The sequence below is a fragment of the Nocardia sp. NBC_01499 genome (genome assembly GCF_045040275.1).
Classification (GTDB): Bacteria; Actinomycetota; Actinomycetes; order Mycobacteriales; family Mycobacteriaceae; genus Nocardia.
In genome coordinates this window covers 10,014,130-10,030,894 of sequence record NZ_CP109426.1, presented here as the reverse complement: position 1 = coordinate 10,030,894, position 16,765 = coordinate 10,014,130, and the positions used below count along the sequence as shown (strand labels likewise).

Below are 16,765 nucleotides of genomic sequence, written 5' to 3'. Positions count from 1 at the left end.
CCCGGTGGATCGGCCGCCCTTGCGAAATGTGTTACGCGGCCAGGCTTTCCGCCACGTAACCGTGCGCGGCCGCGACAGACGCGGACAGCAGCACACCACCATGCGTACTGAGACCGTCCGCCAGGCCCTGGTCCTTCGCCACCGCCTCGCGCCAGCCGTGCTGGGCCAGCGAAACCACGTACGGCAGTGTGGCATTGGTGAGCGCGACGGTCGAGGTGTAAGGCACCGCGCCGGGCATGTTGGCGACGCAGTAGAACACCGACTCGTGCACCCGGTAGGTCGGGTCGGCGTGCGTGGTCGGCCGCGAATCCGCGAAGCAGCCGCCCTGGTCGATGGCGATGTCGACCAGCACCGAGCCCGGCTTCATCTGCGCGACAAGGTCATTGGAAACCAGCGTCGGGGCCTTCGCGCCGGGGACGAGCACCGCGCCGATCACCAGATCGGCCTCGCGCACGGCCTTTTCGACCTCGAGGCGGTTGGACATGATGGTCCGCACCTGGCCCTTGTACTGCGCGTCGATCTCGCGCAGGCGGGCGATGTTCAGGTCGAGGACGGTCACCTCGGCGCGCATGCCGTGCGCGATGGCGATCGAGTTGCCGCCGGCGACGCCCGCGCCGATCACGACCACGTTGGCGGGCGGGGTGCCTGGCACGCCGCCCATCAGCACGCCGCGGCCGCCGCCGTTGCGCATCAGGTGGTAGGCGCCGGCCTGCGGGGCCAGGCGACCGGCGACCTCGCTCATCGGGGCGAGCAGCGGCAGCGAGCCGTCGCGGCCGGTGACCGTCTCATAGGCGATCGAGGTGATGCCGGAGCTCAGCAGCGCGTCGGTGCACTCCTTGGAGGCCGCGAGGTGCAGGTAGGTGAACAGCACCTGGCCGTCACGCATGCGTGAATACTCCTCGGCGACCGGCTCTTTCACCTTGAGCACCAGTTCGGCGGTGGCCCAGACCTCGTCGGCGGTGTTCAGCACGCGCGCGCCGGCGACGGTGTATGCCTCGTCCTCGAACGCCGATCCACGACCGGCACCGGACTCGATGTACACCTCGTGCCCGCGGGAGACGAGCTCGTGCACACCGGCCGGGGTAATCGCAACCCGATACTCGTGGTTCTTGACCTCGCGGGGGACCCCGATCTTCACCTTTGTGCTCCTGAATGTCGATGGATGGATGTTCACGTCTGTCGATAGGCGATCCGCATAATATGGATCGTTACTGCTTAAATTATGAATATCATGCAAGATCAGGTCTAGATCTATGAAGATAATTCTTCAGATTGACTGATATATCGTCGAATCATCAGATCGACTACGGCTGGGCGGCCCTCGTTCGCACGATGTTCGGTCAGCAGGCCCGCCCGTAACAAACCTCACAGTCGGTCAACCGTTGATCTTGCCTAAGATACAACTTGTGTCTAAGACGTATTCATCAGCTGAGCAGGCCTATCGCGAGGTGAAGGAACGCATCCTCACCGGGACGCTGTCGGGTGGCGAGCTGATCAGCGAGGGTGAGATCGCGGCCGACCTCGGCACGTCGCGGACGCCGGTGCGCGAGGCGTTCCTGCGGCTGGAGACCGAAGGGTGGATGAAGCTCTATCCGAAGCGCGGCGCGCTGGTGGTGCCGATCCCGCCGGACGAGGCCGAGCACGTCGCGTATGCCCGCTATGTCGTCGAGGCTGCCGCGGTGCGCGCGCTGGCATCGACCGATCGCACGGCGCTGACATCGCTGTTCCGTTCCTCGCTCGACCGGCAACGCGAACTGGCCGCCGCCGGTGATCTCGACCAGTTCGCCCTGGTGGACACCGACTTCCATCGCTCGTATGTGATCGCGGCGGGTAATCCGCTGCTGGCGAGCTTCTACGATTCGCTGCGCGAGCGGCAGCGCCGGATGAACAGCGTCGCGCTGCGCCGCGGCCCGATCGACATCGACCGGATCATCGAACAGCACGCCCACCTGGCCGGCCTGATCGAAGCCGGTGACGTCGACCGCTTCGCCACCGCGTTAGCCGAGCACCTCTCCGGCGTGCACCAGCTAGAACTACGGGGGCTGTGATGGCGACGCTGACCACCGAGGTCCGGCCCGCGCCCACCGAGGTCGCGGCGAAGGCGTGGTTGGGTGTCGCCGCCGCGATGTTCGCGATCGCCTGGGGCGGAAACGAATTCACTCCGCTGCTGGTGATGTACAAGAACCACGGCCTGCCCGCGACCACCGTCGATCTGCTGCTGTTCTACTACGTTCTCGGCATCGTGCCCGCGCTGCTGATCGGTGGACCGCTCTCAGACCGGTACGGGCGGCGCGCGCTGCTGCGTCCGGCGCCGCTGATCAGTGCGGCGGGCTCGCTGCTGCTGGCGTTCGGCTCCGCGTCGGTGCCGGTACTGTCCGCCGGACGGGTGCTGTGCGGGATCGCGCTCGGGCTGGCGATGGCGGTCGGCAGCAGCTGGTTGAAGGAACTCGCGCAACCACCGTTCGGACCGGCGCTGCCCGGCGGCACCGGGGCACGACGCTCAGCGATGAGCCTCACCGGCGGCTTCGCGGTCGGCGCGGGATTCGCCGGTGTACTGGCACAGTGGGCGCCGTGGCCGAACACCCTCGCCTATCTGATCAATGTGACGCTGTGCGTTCTCGCCGCATTGTGGGTGGCGCGTGCCCCGGAAACGGTGCTCCCCCAGCAGAATCCGGGTCGGTTGATCGATGACCTGAAGGTGCCCGCCGCCGCCCATCGCCGATTCCGTTGCGTGGCACTGCCGGTCGCGCTGTGGTTGTTCACCTCCGCCGGAACGGCTTACGCGATCATGCCGACATTGATGGCCCCGCACATCCACGGCGCGCCGATCGCGTTCTCGGCGCTCGTCGGCGTGATCACGCTGAGTTGCGGTTTCGCGATCCAGTCCGTGGCCCGGCGGATCGACAAGCCGGGCACCGCACGCGCGGCCGTCGTCTCGCTGGTCTTCGTGACATGCGGAATGGTCGCGGCCACTTGGGCTTCCGGCGCACTGACACTCTGGGCGACCCTGGCAACGGCCGTCGTGCTCGGCGCGGGTTACGGCATCGGACTGGTCGCCGGATTACAAGAGATCGAACGGATCGCGCGCCCCGACGATCTAGCCGGACTCACCGCGGTGTTCTACTCGATGAGCTACCTCGGCTTCGGCGCACCCGCACTGCTGTCGTTCCTGCATCAACAACTCGGCTTCGGCTACCCGCCCATGTTCGCCGTCGCCGCCCTCGCCGCGGCGGGCAGCCTGGCGCTCGTTGTCCGCAACTATCGCGACCGATCCCTCGATTGATTTCGTCTGCCGACAAAATCGGTGGCGGCCATGCAGCGCGCGTTGCTACGGTTGCCGCCGCGCCGGTTGCGCGCGAGTGATCGGTTTACCCAGGGCGGACAGCCCGTGGAAGAAAGAGTGTTTATGACCCGGACCGCGCCGAGCGCGCCTCACCGCGTGGCGTCGAGCCGCACCGGTTCCGCCCACGCCCGCACAGCCAACAGCCGCTAAATACGCTTCGAGGCGCGCTCGGCCTGCTCCTGCTGCATTCAACCCTCAGCAAAGGAGTAATCCGGGTGTCAGACAACACCTCTCACGGTCCGAGCGCATCGCTGCGCACCGACACTTTCCCCTGCGTCCGCTGCGGTCTCGTCGTGTCGACGCTCGCGCCGGACAGCAGCTGGCGCAACCACTGCCCGAGCTGCCTCCACTCACGGCACACCAACGACCACGTCGAGGGCGGCGCCTCCGACTGCCGCGCCAGGATGGCGCCGCTGTCGATCGCCGTGCTGCGCACCGGCGAATGGGCCGTGGTGCATCGCTGCACCCGCTGCAATGAGCTGGCGCTGCACCCCGTGTGCGGCGATGACAACCAGCTCATCCTGATGCGCATGGCGGTCCGGCCGCTCTCCGAACCACCGTTCCCGCTCGAAGTCTTCGGCGACCTGTAGGAGGTGCGACATGCCACGCAGAAAACCGGCGGCCCGCCGCCCGCAACGCGTCAAGGACGTATTACACGGCCGCGCAGGCGAATCCGGCGACGCGTTCCGCTGCGTCGGCTGCCGAATGGACATACCGACCGTCGCACCGGGCACCGCCCACCGCAACCACTGCCCACACTGCCTGGCCAGCCGCCACGTGGACCGACGCGTCCCCGGCGACCGAGCCGAGCTGTGCCGGGGGCGTATGGAAGCGGTGAGCATGTCCGCCCGCGACGACGGCGAATGGCAACTCGTGCATCAATGCCTGGCCTGCGGTTCCCTCAAAGCGAACCGCATCGCGGGCGACGACAACGCACTGGCTCTCGTGCGAATAGCGTTGCGCCCGTTGGCCGATCCCCGCATCGGCCACCGAGCGCTGCTCGCGCTGTGAGGGTGTCCGGTGCCTACCGCGCGATCGGTGGGCACCGGAACCAGCGCTTTCTATGTTGATTCGCCGGTCGATTCAGCGTCGGCCGGTTGGGTGTCGGACTGCAGCGCGCGGCGCACCTGGGCGGCTTCGGCGTCGAGTGCCGCCGCCTGAAGGTACGCGGCGGTGGTTTCGGCGAGGAGGGTGGTCCAGCGGGTGACGCGTTCGGCGCGGTGGGCGACTTCACGCTCGGCGAGCGTGGTGTCGTCGCCATTGGCGGACGCCTCAGCTACGGCGGTGTGTGCTTCGCGCAGCTTCTGGTCGGCTCGGAACTGCAGTTCGCGGCAGTGGTCGGGGTCGAAGACCTCGGAGCGGATGTCGGAGGCTTCGGCTTCCAGTTCGATGATGCGGGCCAGGCGGGGGTCGGACTGGTCGATCGTCTCGTCGGGGGTCCACGCTTCCTCGGTGGATTCCCATGGGAGGTCGAAGGTTTCGTCGTTCAGCGCCTTCTGCTCGAGGAAGCGGCGGTGGTCTTCTTCGGCCCACTCGAGGTATTCGCGGTATTCGGTCATGTCGTCGTCGGTGATCGGGCGGTGCCGAGGGTGGGCGGTCATCGATACCGCGAGACTGCCGTCGGTGTAGCGCAGGATCACCGTGACGACGGTGACCGGGGTCGGTTCCGGCCGGCCTTCCACGCGCGCCATCATCACCTCGTAGCGGTACTCCTCCACCGCCCGGTCGCACGCCTGCTCGAACACCCCCGAGGCGATCTCGTAGTGCTGGCCCGCGGTGCTCCCGGTCAGTGGATGCGATTCGCCGAGGCGGTTCTCGCCCGACTCGACGGTCGTCCCGTCGTGGACGATCTCCCAGGTGTAGGACTCGGCGAGCTCCTCGGCGGGCGTTCCCGGCCGCGCCTCGGTGGTGTCGGTGACGTCGTGCACAGTCCGCTCCCATCTCTGGTCGAACATGGCGGAGGCGGCACGCTTTCGAAGCGCCGTTCCGCTGGCGGTTGCACGCCTATATTTCTCCTTCCGAGCCCAGCACGCCAGCGGCAAATCTGGGGACCCTCGAGCGTTACGCGGCGAGGGCGACCGCGTCGGCCAATACCGTCGAGATCGACTCGCCGTAAACGCGGACCTCGGCGCGGATCGCCCGCTGCGCTTCGGTGCTCTCGCCGCTCAACAGCGCGTTGAGCATGGTGGCGTTGACGACCTCGCTCGGCGCGACGAGCAGGCCGGTCATCGCGAAGTAACTCAGGAAGGTCGGGTCAAATCCGGTTGTGCCGCTGGTGAACTGCTGGGTCATCCGTTCCAGCGCGAGGTCGAAGTACTTGTGCAGCAACGCGATATTCTTGAACGGCGCTCCGCCGGTGTGTTCGACGCCGGGCCAGCGGAGGTCTTCGAGCGCGCTGAGCCACCAGGCCGGGTGGGACGCGCGCTGGATCGCCGCGAGCGCGTCCCGTTCGAAGCAGGGCCCGTCCTGTTCGCGCAGGCAGGTGGCGATGCTCTCGGCCTGGATGGCGGCCACCGTCATGCCCTGACCGTAGATCGGGTCGACAGTGGACAGCGCGTCACCGAGCACAAGCAGTCCGGCGGGCCACCGCCGCAGCTGCTCGTAATGCCGTCGGACGCAGACCGGAACGCGAAAGCCGCGCGGCGCGGTCAACGGTTCGGCAGCGCGCAGCGCCTCGGCGATGGCGGGACTGATCAGTTCGGTCAATCCCCGTTCGAACCCGGCGACACCGGTCGGCGGATACTGGCCGCCGATCCCGGACAGGCACGCGCTCCAGACATCGCCCTCGATACGCTTCAATACCCCACCGGCCGGATTCCCTGCGGTGCAATCGTTTTCGATCACCAGCAGCGCGGCGACATCCGCACGATTCGGCACGCGGTAGTAGCGGGTGCTGTAACCGATCCCCGACGTGACGACCTCATCCGGCGGCGCGGGGTAGCCGAGGACGGAAAGCCATTGCGGCAGTTTCGAAGAGCGTCCGCTCGCGTCGACGACCAGGTCCGCCGGCACGGTGGTCGCATACTCCGGCTGGCTACCGTACCGGCACTTGACGCCAGTGACTCTCGTACGGTCGGCGGTGGCGCACAGGTCGACGACCGTCTGCTCATAGCCGAACCGCACGTTGGCAATCGACCGCACCCGCTCGCGAATCGCCTGCTCGACAAGCCCTCTGCTGTAGAAGGCACCGCGCTCCGGCGCGGGCATTGTCATCGTGCCGTAGCGATTGGTCCACTTCAGCACGGCGTCGGTCAGCGGAAAAGCGCCGAGCCGCAACACATCATCGAGGAAGCCGGGAAACAGTCGCTCCAGAATCTGCTCGCCGCACGGCAGCATCTGATGCAGATGAAACGACTGCGGAACACCGCGCCGCTGCACCCCCTCCCCCGGCTGCTCGTCGCGATCGAGCACCACCACCTCGCCGTAGTGCTCGGAAAGCGCTCGCGCCGACAGCAATCCAGCGATCCCACCACCGATGACCACTGCCGTATTCCGCTGACCACCCTGCGAACTGTCCATACCGATAACGCTAGGTGCCCGCACCCGCCCCCTACCTCACTCTCCAGCATGAAGGCCGCATCACACGCGAGTATGAGTCGCAGGCCTCAGACCGACTGCGGGAAGGCGAGGCGGAATAGGGCGCCGTTAGGGGCGGATTCGGCGGTTACGGTGGCGCCGTGCAGATCCGCCACCTGTTTGACGATGGCCAAGCCGAGGCCGTGGCCGGGTTTCGCGCGGGCGGTGGTGGATCGGTAGAAGCGGTCGAAGATGTGCGGGAGGTCGGCGGGTGGGATGCCGGGGCCTTGGTCGCGGACCGTCAGGACGTTGCGGTGGAGTTCGACATGGATGACGCCTTGGGGCGGGCTGAATTTGGCCGCGTTGTCGAGGAGGTTCGTGATGGCGCGGGTGAGTCGGGCGGGGGTGCCGTGGATGGTGATCTGTTCGAGCTCGTGTTCGAATGCCAGTGTGGGCCAATGGCGTTCGGCAGTGCGGAGGCAGTCGACGACCAGCGGGTCTGTCCAGGTAACGGTGTAACTCGGGTTGATTGAACTATTTTCGGCCGGCGGTGAGTCGGCCTTCGAAGGTGATGTCGAAGGCGTTGAGCGCGGCTTTCCATCGGGTGATCCATCGTTTCTGGCCCTCGCCGGTGGGATCGAGGGCCATGACCGCGAGGTAGACGCATTTGAGGGCGGCTTGCTCGTTGGGGAAATGGCCGCGAGCACGGACCGCGCGGCGGATACGAGCGTTGACCGACTCGATCGCATTCGTGGAACAGATGACCCGTCGGATCTCGGTGTCGAAGGCCAGGAACGGAGTGAACTCGGCCCACGAGGTTTCCCAAAGCCGCACGATAGCAGGATATTTCGTGCCCCAGGCCTCGGCGAACTCGTAGAACCGTTCCAACGCCGCGGCTTCGGTCGCGGCGGTGTAGACCGGTTTCAAGGCTTTGGCGATCACGGCCCAGTCCTGGCGCCCGGCATAGGAGAACGACGCGCGCAGCAGGTGCACGATGCAGGTCTGAACGACCGCGGCCGGCCAGGTCTGCCCGATCGCTTCGGGTAGTCCTTTGAGCCCGTCGCAGACGAGCATGCAGACGTCCTCGACACCACGGTTTTTCAGCTCGGTCAGGATCTGCAACCAGAACTTCGCGCCTTCACCGCCGTCACCGGCCCAGAGCCCGAGGATCTCGCGGCCGCCCTCGACCGTGACGGCCAACGCGAGGTAGATCGGCCGGTTGGCGACCTTCCCGTCGCGGATCTTGACATGGATCGCGTCCAGGAAGATCACCGGATAAACCCGGTCCAGGGGCCGGTTCTGCCATTCGGTCATGCCGTCGATGACCTTGTCGGTGATGGTCGAGATCGTCTGCTTGGACACCTCGGCGCCGTAGACCTCGCGCAGATGCGCCGAGATCTCGCCATGAGTCAGGCCCTTGGCCGAGAGCGACAACACCATGTTCTCCACCCCGTTCAACCGGCGCTGGCGTTTACGCACGATCTGCGGCTCGAAACTGGCGTCGCGGTCACGCGGGACATCGATCTCGACCGGACCGACATCGGTCACGACCGTCTTCGAGCGGGTTCCGTTGCGGGAGTTCGGTGTTCCACGACCCGCCGGATCGCCGTGGTCATAGCCGAGGTGATCGGTGATCTCCCCGTCCAGAGCGGACTCGACCACCATCTTGGTCAGCTGCCCCAACAGACCGTCTTCGCCGGTCAACTGCAGCCCGCTCGCGCGGGCCTGGGCCACGAGCCGGCCCACCAGCTCGGCATCCACCACCGACGACTTCGCTTTCCTGGGTCTGGCCACCGAATCAGTATCGACCACATCGACCGCCACCACATCAGAGTTCATGTGCCACTCCTTGTTTCGGAGTTACACCGTTGTTTGTACAGTCCCGGCGACTCTGCCCCGGCAAGTAGCCGCAAGAGACGCGGGACCCGGCGCCGCTCCGGCTTCGGGTCCCGCACACCGACCGAAATCGCCTAGTACTGCAGCGGACGATCCAGTGGTTATCGGTTACGTGCCGATGGTCAGGGTAATGGGGGTTGCCTTTGCTTCCGGGTACTTGACCTGGCGTTCTTCGCCTACATGGCAGCTGGCTGTTATAACGTGCTGACCTGCGCGGACGCGGGCGAGGGTGGCCTGGCCTGTTTGGCCGGGAAAGACGCGATCGCGGCTGTCGTGGAAGACGATGAGGGGGTTGTGGCCCCCTGCGACCGGAAATGTGTCATCGAAGAACGCCCAGCAGTTGATGTTCGAGAACTCCGCGTTCGGGTTGACGACCGTCACATCGATTGTCGTGCCGAGTCCGTCGCCTCGGTCCGGGTTAACCGTCGCGGTCAGCGTCGGGGGTGCCAACTGGCTTCGATAGTCGGTCCGGATCGGTGCTGCGGTCGTTGCGGGTGCGACGAGCGCGGCTCCTACGAGTAGCGCCATGACCCCGCCCGTGCCGAAAAGTGACCAACGGCCCCATGTTTTGCTCATGCTGTTCGCGCTCCCCACCTGTTCCCTGCTGCAAGCAAATGCATGCGGCTGCGACGATCCTATACACCTCCGCTGGCTGTACACATCCTATTCGGGGAACCACGCTTGTAACCCAATTCCATTGCAGCAGAAGTCATCTGCGGGACGGCGAGTCTCGACGACGGGCAATCCTCGTCGAGCCGACTTCACTATGAGTGACTCACACGCGAGGGACCCGGTGCCCCTCCGGCCCCGGGTCCCTCGCACCGACCGAGGTCGGCTAGGCAGGCGTGAAACGCGTGGGCAACGACTCCAGCCCACGGATCACGACATTCGGCTTGTACGACGGCGTGTCGGTGAGCACGTCGATGTCCTTGACCTTGCGCAGCAACACCTGCAGCAGGACTTCCATCTCCAGCAGGGCCAGCGGCGCGCCGAGGCAGTAGTGGATGCCGAGGCTGAAGCCGAGGTGCTTCTTGGCCGGGTTCTTCGGATCGGCGTAGCGCGCCACGTCGACCCGGTCCGAGTCGACGTACGCGTCATCGTCGCGGTTGGCCGAATTGATCAGCACCACAACGCCTTCGCCGGTCTCGAAGTCGTGACCGGCCACGGTGATCGGCCTGGTGGCGGCCCGGGTGGTGATCTGCACCGATGGCTCGAGGCGAAGCAGTTCGTCGGGCGCGTAGGCACACAGATCGGGACGCGCACGCAGCGCCGCGATTTGATCGGGATTGCGCATCAGCTGCAGCATGCCGGTACCGACCAGGTTGGCGGTGGTCTCGTGCCCGGCAACGAAAGTGGTGATGCAGGTGGCAAGCAACTCCTGCTCGGTGAGCACATCGCCGCGATCCTCGACCTGGGACAGCACGCTGAGCAGGTCGTCCTTCGGGTCCTTGCGCCGCTCGTTGAGCAGCTCACGGAAGTAGCCCATGAATCCGCGCGACCCGGCGCTGCGCGCCCGCAACGCCTCCTCGGGCAGCGTGTAGTCGTGGTCGAAACCGCGCGCCAAGTCCTGCGACCACTGGTGCACCTGGTCGTAGGCCTCCGGCGGCACGCCGATCAGCTCGCAGGCGATGATCAGCGGCAACGGGTAGGCGATGAACTCGATGAGATCGAATTCCCCTGCCGCCAAGGCCTTGTCGACGAGCTGCTCGGTGAGTTCCTCGATGCGCGGGCGCAGCCTGGTCACCATGCGCGGGGTGAAACCCTTGGTCACCAGGTTGCGCAGCCGGGTGTGGTCCGGCGGCTCCATCCAGAGGAACGAGGTGGGCAGCTCCTCGGGCGCGTCCTCCGGCGATACCGTCGGATGCATCATCGCGGCCTCTTCCGCGTGACTCCACGCGGTCGTCGACAGCACGGCGACGCAGTCCTCGTAGCGGGTCAGCAGCCGATGCCCGAGCGGGGTCTGGTGCACCCGGCCCGCCTCGCGCAAGACGCGTGCGGGCTTATACGGGTCGGATCTGCCTTCGGGGCCGAGCAAATGGGCGATCGCGGTCTGTACGGAATCCTGTTCCGCGACAGCCGTGCTCGCGTGCGACGAGTCCATGTCGAGTGGTCCCTCCTGTGCGGTGCACCGACGAGCTGCCGGTGCTGCCGGTCGTTCGGAATACGTCAGCGTTCGGAATGGGTAAGGAGGTGCTCGCCCGCGACAATGCGGGCCGTCACCTCGTCGGCTCGATGGGGATCGGTGTGCGGTCGACGGACGGTTGCCCGCCGAAGTCGGTGGCCGCGGCGGCTCTGCCGTTGCCGCGCAGCAGGATTCGACTCGCGATGCGCGGCCGCAGCAGCGCGGTCGGCGGTTCGACGAGATTGGCCACGCGCAGAAAGGTCCGCCCGACCAAGGGATCCACGTGCGCGGCCCGGTGCACACGCGCTACGTAGGCATTGGTGAGGCGAGTTCGCGGCGTGCGCGGGCCGACCACACCGGGATGACTCAGGTCCGCGCCCGCGGCCAGCTGCCAGGCGACATCCACCACTTTGCCCGCGGCGGAATAGAACCGGGCGGGCAGATCGGCAGACTCGGCACCGTCGTGCAGACAGTCACGCAGGGCGAGAGCCTGCTGCGCGGCCACCGCCATGCCCTGGGCATATAGCGGATTGAAGCTACACAGCGCGTCACCGAGCACCAGAAAGCCTTGCGGCACAGCGTCGAGCCGCTCGAACCGGCGGCGCACCGGCGACCGGAAGCGGTGCGGCACAGCATCGTCGAGCGGTTCGGAGGTGGTCACGATCTCGTGGATGTCCGGCGCCGAAATGGTTCCCGCGAACGCCGCGAAGCCCTCGGGATCGGTGGGCGGATGGTCGCCGAGCATCCCGGCCAGGGTGACGTGCCAGCGGTCGCCCTCGACCCGAATCGCCCCGCCGCCACGGCCGTTCGGTCCGGTGGAGATGATCACCGAGGAGTGGTCGCCCAGCTGCCCAGGCGTGCGCCGGAACATCCGTGACGCGTACCCGAGATCGACCTCGAGCCGATCCTCCGCCGGTGCCTGCGCGCCGAGGGCGGTCAGCCACGCTGGCGCTCGTGATCCACGCCCGGTCGCGTCGACGACCAGGTCCGTCGCGTGCGCCTGCGCGCCGTATTCCCCGGAGACCGACACCGCGCGCACGCGATGCGCGTCGCCGATCAGCCCGCGAGCGGCCCCCTCGCACAGGCGAACTCCGGGTGCGGCCAGAGTCCGTTGCCGCAGTACCGATTCCAGCAGCGGCCTGGTGGCCATCACCGAGGTGAGCCCCGTCGTGGTCGGCGCGACCCGCAATCCGCCTACGTACCAGCGGGTTCCGACGAGCGCCTCGGCGGTGGTCGCGCCACGCTCGGCCAGCTCGGAGGTGAACCCCGGGTACAGCTGTTCGATGATGGTGCGACCGCGATCGAGCAGCCCGTGCAGATGCCGCGCCTGCGGCACCCCGCGCCGCACACCCGCCCCCTCGACGCTGTCCCGTTCGAAGAGGGTCACCTGCGAGAAATAGTCGGAAAGCACACGGGCGGCGAGCAATCCGGCGATGCCTGCACCGAGCACCACCGCATGCGACTCCGTCACAACGTCACCGGCAGCGCCATGATGCCCCGATGGATCAGACTCGGCTGGTAGGCGATGGTGTCCGCCGCGAGCGCCAGCTTCGGTGCCTGGTCGAGCAGTTGGCCGAGCGCCGCTTCGGCTTCGATCCGGGCGAGGGGCGCGCCGACGCAGTAGTGGATGCCGAGGCTGAACCCGAGATGCTTTCGGGCAGGCCGGTTTCCGGCGTAACGGGTGATATCGAACGAGTCGGCGTCCGGAAAGACTCGATCGTCCCGGCTCGCCGACGCGGTCAGCACGACGACACCGTCGCCGCGCTGGAACCGATGTTCGCCGACCGCGGTGTCCGCCAACGCGACCCGGATGGTGAACTGGGTCGGTGCGTCGTAACGCAGCATCTCCTCCAGCGCGGGACCCATCAGCGTCGCGTCATCCCGAAGCAGCGCAAGCTGTTCCGGATTGCGCAGCAAGGCCAGCATGCCGTTGCCGATCAGATTGATCGAGGTCTCCATGCCGGCGACCAGCGTGAGCAGCGCGATGCCGATCACCTCCGGTTCGGTAAGCAAGCCGTCCACGCTGGCGGCGACCAAGGCGCTCAGCAGATCCGGCGTCGGGTTCGCCTTCTTCTGCTGGATCAGCCTGGCGAAGTAGCCCATGCACTCCATCGCCGCCATGCCGCGCGCGGCCACATCGGCCTCGCCGAGCAGCGAATCCGGGTCGCTACCACGGGCGATCGCCAACTGCCACTGCCGGAACAGCGCGGCATCGGCGGGATCGGCGCCGAGCAGCCGCACCGGCACCATCGCCACCGCCAGCGGCACGGCCAGCCCGTTCAGCACATCCAGCTCGCCGCGGCGCACCGCGGCCTCGACCAGGTCGCGCACGACCTGTCCGGCCAGGGGCACCATCTCGGCCATCATGCGCGGCGTGAACGCCTTGGCGACCAGCTTGCGGTAGCGGCCGTGCTCGGGCGGGTCCATCCGGACGAACGAGCCGGGGATCGCGGCGGTGGTGTCGCGGAACGGGCTGATGCCGGCGGCGTAACCGTGGCCCCAGTCGGCGCCGGTCAGGATCGCCGCGCATTCCTCGTAGCGGGTGATCAAAGTGACTGGGACGTCGCCGAATTCGTAGGGGAACAGCGGCGCGGCGTCGCGCACCCGGCGATAGGCGGGATACGGATCGGCCCGCTCGCTCGGATCGAAGGCGTCGAAGGTGACATCGGCGGGGATGGCAGTGCTCATCGTGGCTCCTGTATCGGTGCGAATCCGCGCCTCATCTGCTTTCCAGCCGGACGCGAAGTTGCGACATGCCGCGCACGACCACGTTCGGGCGGTACGGCGGTTCCTCGAGCAGGGTCATCGTCGCGACCCGCTCGGTGATCGCGCGCAGCACCACCTGCATCTCCAGCCGGGCAAGCGGCGCGCCGAGGCAGTAGTGCAGGCCGAGCCCGAAGGACAAGTGCCGCTCCGATTTTCGGCCTCGGGCATAGCGGGCGATGTCGAAGCGGTCGGCGTCGGGGAAGGCAAGCGGGTCCCGGTTGGCCGAGGCGAGCAGCACGATCACCGCGTCGCCCGGCGCGAAAGTGCGCCCGGCGATGGTGATGTCGTCGTGTGCGGTTCTGGTGGTGAGGTGCACCGGCGCGTCGTAGCGCAACACCTCGTCGACCGCGGGTTCGCAGAGTTCGGGATAGGCGCGCAGCCGCTCGAACTCGTCCGGGTTGCGGATGAGCGCGAGCACGCCGTTGCCGATCAGATTCACCGTAGTCTCGTGCCCGGCCACCACGAGAATCAGTAATGTGCCGAGCAATTCGGTGGATGTCAGCTTCGCGCCCGCGTCGTCGGCCTGCACCAGCGCGGTGATCAGGTCTTCGCGCGGGGATTTGCGCCGCTCCTCCGCCAATTCGCCGAAGAAGTCGAGGAAGGCGTAGACAGCGGCGGTACGCGCGGCGAGTTCGTCCGGCGACAACAGCACGTCGGGATCGAGGCCGCGGGCGATGGCCGTCGAAATCTCGCGCACATGCTCGTGCGCGTCCGCCGGCACCCCGAGCAGGTCACACACCATGGTCAGCGGCAGCGGATAGGCCAGCGCGTCGAGCAGGTCGACGTCGCGCTCGGCCAGCATCTTCGCCAGCAGGTCGTCGACCAGCCGCTCGGCCCGCTCCCGCATGCCGCTGATGGTGCGCGCGGTGAACGCCTTGCTCACCAGCCCACGCAGCCGGGTGTGGTCCGGCGGCTCCATCCACAGGAACGATCCGGGCAGCTCGACATCGCTGTCACCGTGCAGCAGCTGCGGCTCTTCCGCGTGGCTCCATCGAGGGTCCTGCATGATCGTCTGCGCCTCGTGATGACGGGTCACCAGGTGCATATCGTGCGGGCCGGGCACGAACGGGCCAGCGTCGCGCAGCACCGCGTAACTGTCGTACGGGTTGTGCCGCATATGCGGCGCGACGCTCTCGATGACCGCCAGCTGGACCGGGGTCAATTCGACCGCCGAATGGTCGGAACTCACCGGCAACTCCTGGATCGCTGAAAAGGGAAAGAACAGCACGTAAATTCAGGTAGGAAAGTAATTCCGCGGTCCATCGTCGTGCTTCCCGACACCAGGGAGCGGCGGCGATCACCCGTTCCTATCGCGCCATAGTCGAAATCCTTTATCGTGCACTACGATTGGTTGATCGTCCTTCTTTATCGAACACCGCAATTCACAATCAGTTCAAGGCACCGTCACAATTCGCTGTTGTCGTTGCAGTCATGAATTCTGCGGAATCGGTCGAAACCCTGCACGGCCGCATGGCCGAGATCGCGGCCGGGCATCCCCGGGTGCTCGCCACGTTCTGGTCGGTGTCGGAAACCGTGGACTACGCCGAGCTGCACCGGCGCTCCCAGGCGGCCGCGGGCGCACTGGTCCGGCGGGGTATCTCGCGCGGCGAGCCGGTCGGCATCCTGTGCCCCAACGCTCCCGAGTTCCTGAGCAGTCTGTTCGGGGTGGCGGCGGCAGGCGGTGCGGCCACTCCCCTGCCATTGCCCGCGGGTGCGCGGCAGCTGAGCGGATATCCGGCGAAGCTGGCGGCCATCGTCGAGGCGGCGGGCATGCGCACCGTGCTGATGTCGCATCGTTTCGCCGAGCTGGCCACACTGCTCGGTGACGCCGTTGATGTCGAATTGGTAGACACCGCAACGCTGTTCGACGAGACCGACACCGAAGACATCCCACTGCCCGTGCTCGGCTCGGACGATCTCGCCATCGTGCAGTTCACCTCGGGCAGCACCGCGACGCCCAAAGGTGTTCGCCTGACCCACCACAACGTGCTCAGCGGGTTGGCCGCGATCCGCACCGGCATCGCGCTGGATCTGGCCGACACCGGCGGCTTCTGGCTGCCGCTGTTCCACGATATGGGCCTGTTCGGCACGCTCTCGGCGATCCTGCGCGGCATCCCCGCGCACGTCTGGTCGCCGCTGGCATTCGTCAAGGATCCGGCGCGCTGGCTCGCCGAATTCGCCAGCAGCGCAACGACGATCACCGCCATGCCGAACTTCGGTTACGAGGCGCTGCTCGCCGCAGTACCGCCGGAGCAGGTGGCCGACTACGACCTGAGCAACTGGCGGATCGCGTTCAACGGGTCCGAGCCGATATCCCGCGAGGTGGTCACGGCGTTCTGCGAGCGTTTCGCGCCAGCGGGCTTCGCGCCGACGACCATGTTCGGCGTCTACGGCATGGCCGAGGCCACCCTCGCCGTCGCCTTCCCGCCGCTGGGCCGAGAGCCGCTGTTCGAGTGGGTCGATCGCGCGACGCTCTCGGATGACGCACAGGCACAGCGCGTTTCGGCCGACGCCTCGGGCGCGCGGGCGGTGGCGGGTGTCGGCTCCGCCGTCGACGGCATGCGGTTGCGCATCGTCGACCAGGACGACCGCGAGCTGCCCGACGGTGCGGTCGGCGAGATCCTCATCCAGGGCCCGTCCGTCACCGACGGCTACCTGACCGCCGAGCCCGAGACCGTGGCCGGTCTGTTCACCGACGGTTGGCTGCGCACCGGCGATCTCGGATACCTGCGTGCAGGTGAGCTTTTCGTGACCGGCCGGTGCAAGGACATGATCACCGTACGCGGCGTCAACTACTACGCCCAGGACGTCGAGGCCACCGTCCGCGACCTCGACGGCGTCTACAAGGGCCGATGCACGGCCGCCACCGATCCCGACGGCGCGGATGTGATCGCGCTGATCGCCGAATCCGAACTGACCGGCGCGGCCGCCACGGCGCTCGGCGACCGAATCAGGGCGCGGGTCTCGGCCGAACTCGGGCTTGCCGCAGTCGAGGTGTACCTGGTCGCGCCGCGCAGCATTCCACGGACCAGCAGCGGCAAGCTCAAGCGGCTCGCCGCCCGCGATCTCGTCGCTTCTCGAAAGCACTGACCACCAAGCCACTTCGCACCAACCGAACTGGA

General features: G+C 67.1%; 15 protein-coding genes. 5 read left to right on the top strand and 10 right to left on the bottom strand.

The genetic code is table 11. The features are described 5' to 3' along the window. Positions 1–31: 31 nt before the first annotated feature. Positions 32–1,138, bottom strand: a complete 1,107-nt coding sequence (gene ald, locus OG203_RS45105; protein ID WP_405163333.1) for an alanine dehydrogenase — start codon at positions 1,136–1,138, stop codon at positions 32–34. 268 nt (positions 1,139–1,406) lie between these two features. Here ald and OG203_RS45100 point away from each other — a divergent pair, with 268 nt between their 5' ends. From OG203_RS45100 to OG203_RS45085, 4 genes are all read left to right on the top strand, one after another. Then, the gene (locus tag OG203_RS45100) at positions 1,407–2,048 is read left to right on the top strand and encodes a GntR family transcriptional regulator (RefSeq protein ID WP_405163332.1); all 642 of its coding nucleotides are present in this window, start codon (positions 1,407–1,409) and stop codon (positions 2,046–2,048) included. Then, positions 2,048–3,283: an MFS transporter gene (locus OG203_RS45095; protein WP_405163331.1), complete on the top strand. Its 1,236-nt coding sequence runs from the start codon at positions 2,048–2,050 to the stop codon at positions 3,281–3,283. The genes OG203_RS45100 and OG203_RS45095 overlap by 1 nt, the downstream gene beginning before the upstream one ends. Positions 3,284–3,558: 275 nt before the next feature. Continuing rightward, positions 3,559–3,933, top strand: a complete 375-nt coding sequence (locus OG203_RS45090) for an RNHCP domain-containing protein (RefSeq protein ID WP_405163330.1) — start codon at positions 3,559–3,561, stop codon at positions 3,931–3,933. 10 nt (positions 3,934–3,943) lie between these two features. Further along, positions 3,944–4,354 (top strand): RNHCP domain-containing protein, encoded by a 411-nt coding sequence (locus tag OG203_RS45085; protein ID WP_405163329.1) that lies wholly within the window; start codon positions 3,944–3,946, stop codon positions 4,352–4,354. Between the two features lie 50 nt (positions 4,355–4,404). Here the strand turns inward: OG203_RS45085 and OG203_RS45080 are convergent, their stop codons facing one another. From OG203_RS45080 to OG203_RS45040, 9 genes are all read right to left on the bottom strand, one after another. Continuing rightward, positions 4,405–5,298 carry a hypothetical protein gene (locus tag OG203_RS45080; RefSeq protein ID WP_405163328.1) on the bottom strand — a complete coding sequence of 298 codons (894 nt, stop codon included), beginning with the start codon at positions 5,296–5,298 and terminating at the stop codon, positions 4,405–4,407. Between the two features lie 106 nt (positions 5,299–5,404). Next, positions 5,405–6,862 carry an FAD-dependent oxidoreductase gene (locus tag OG203_RS45075; RefSeq protein WP_405163327.1) on the bottom strand — a complete coding sequence of 486 codons (1,458 nt, stop codon included), beginning with the start codon at positions 6,860–6,862 and terminating at the stop codon, positions 5,405–5,407. 86 nt (positions 6,863–6,948) lie between these two features. Then, positions 6,949–7,242: a sensor histidine kinase gene (locus tag OG203_RS45070; RefSeq protein WP_405168194.1), complete on the bottom strand. Its 294-nt coding sequence runs from the start codon at positions 7,240–7,242 to the stop codon at positions 6,949–6,951. 151 nt (positions 7,243–7,393) lie between these two features. Continuing rightward, positions 7,394–8,698 (bottom strand): IS256 family transposase, encoded by a 1,305-nt coding sequence (locus tag OG203_RS45065; protein WP_405163326.1) that lies wholly within the window; start codon positions 8,696–8,698, stop codon positions 7,394–7,396. Positions 8,699–8,863: 165 nt separating this feature from the next. After that, entirely contained in the window at positions 8,864–9,331 is a 468-nt protein-coding gene (locus tag OG203_RS45060; RefSeq protein ID WP_405163325.1) for a hypothetical protein, read from the bottom strand. A gap of 259 nt (positions 9,332–9,590) precedes the next feature. Then, positions 9,591–10,856, bottom strand: coding sequence for a cytochrome P450 (locus tag OG203_RS45055; RefSeq protein WP_405163324.1), 1,266 nt, complete (start codon positions 10,854–10,856; stop codon positions 9,591–9,593). Between the two features lie 115 nt (positions 10,857–10,971). Next, positions 10,972–12,348 (bottom strand): FAD-dependent oxidoreductase, encoded by a 1,377-nt coding sequence (locus tag OG203_RS45050; RefSeq protein WP_405163323.1) that lies wholly within the window; start codon positions 12,346–12,348, stop codon positions 10,972–10,974. Further along, on the bottom strand, positions 12,345–13,565 hold the full coding sequence (locus OG203_RS45045) for a cytochrome P450 (protein WP_405163322.1): 1,221 nt from the start codon (positions 13,563–13,565) through the stop codon (positions 12,345–12,347). The genes OG203_RS45050 and OG203_RS45045 overlap by 4 nt, the downstream gene beginning before the upstream one ends. A gap of 31 nt (positions 13,566–13,596) precedes the next feature. After that, positions 13,597–14,832 carry a cytochrome P450 gene (locus OG203_RS45040; protein ID WP_405163321.1) on the bottom strand — a complete coding sequence of 412 codons (1,236 nt, stop codon included), beginning with the start codon at positions 14,830–14,832 and terminating at the stop codon, positions 13,597–13,599. Positions 14,833–15,074: 242 nt separating this feature from the next. Between OG203_RS45040 and OG203_RS45035 the strand changes: the two genes are divergently transcribed. Next, positions 15,075–16,733 carry a fatty acyl-AMP ligase gene (locus tag OG203_RS45035; RefSeq protein ID WP_405163320.1) on the top strand — a complete coding sequence of 553 codons (1,659 nt, stop codon included), beginning with the start codon at positions 15,075–15,077 and terminating at the stop codon, positions 16,731–16,733. Positions 16,734–16,765 lie beyond the last annotated feature (32 nt).

Coding starts and splice junctions, on each gene's coding strand:
- OG203_RS45075 (WP_405163327.1), bottom strand. CDS start 6,862: ATGGACAGTTCGCAGGGTGGTCAGCGGAATACGGCAGTGGTCATCGGT.
- OG203_RS45045 (WP_405163322.1), bottom strand. CDS start 13,565: ATGAGCACTGCCATCCCCGCCGATGTCACCTTCGACGCCTTCGATCCG.
- OG203_RS45060 (WP_405163325.1), bottom strand. CDS start 9,331: ATGAGCAAAACATGGGGCCGTTGGTCACTTTTCGGCACGGGCGGGGTC.
- OG203_RS45095 (WP_405163331.1), top strand. CDS start 2,048: ATGGCGACGCTGACCACCGAGGTCCGGCCCGCGCCCACCGAGGTCGCG.
- OG203_RS45055 (WP_405163324.1), bottom strand. CDS start 10,856: ATGGACTCGTCGCACGCGAGCACGGCTGTCGCGGAACAGGATTCCGTA.
- OG203_RS45080 (WP_405163328.1), bottom strand. CDS start 5,298: ATGTTCGACCAGAGATGGGAGCGGACTGTGCACGACGTCACCGACACC.
- OG203_RS45065 (WP_405163326.1), bottom strand. CDS start 8,698: ATGAACTCTGATGTGGTGGCGGTCGATGTGGTCGATACTGATTCGGTG.
- OG203_RS45085 (WP_405163329.1), top strand. CDS start 3,944: ATGCCACGCAGAAAACCGGCGGCCCGCCGCCCGCAACGCGTCAAGGAC.
- OG203_RS45035 (WP_405163320.1), top strand. CDS start 15,075: ATGAATTCTGCGGAATCGGTCGAAACCCTGCACGGCCGCATGGCCGAG.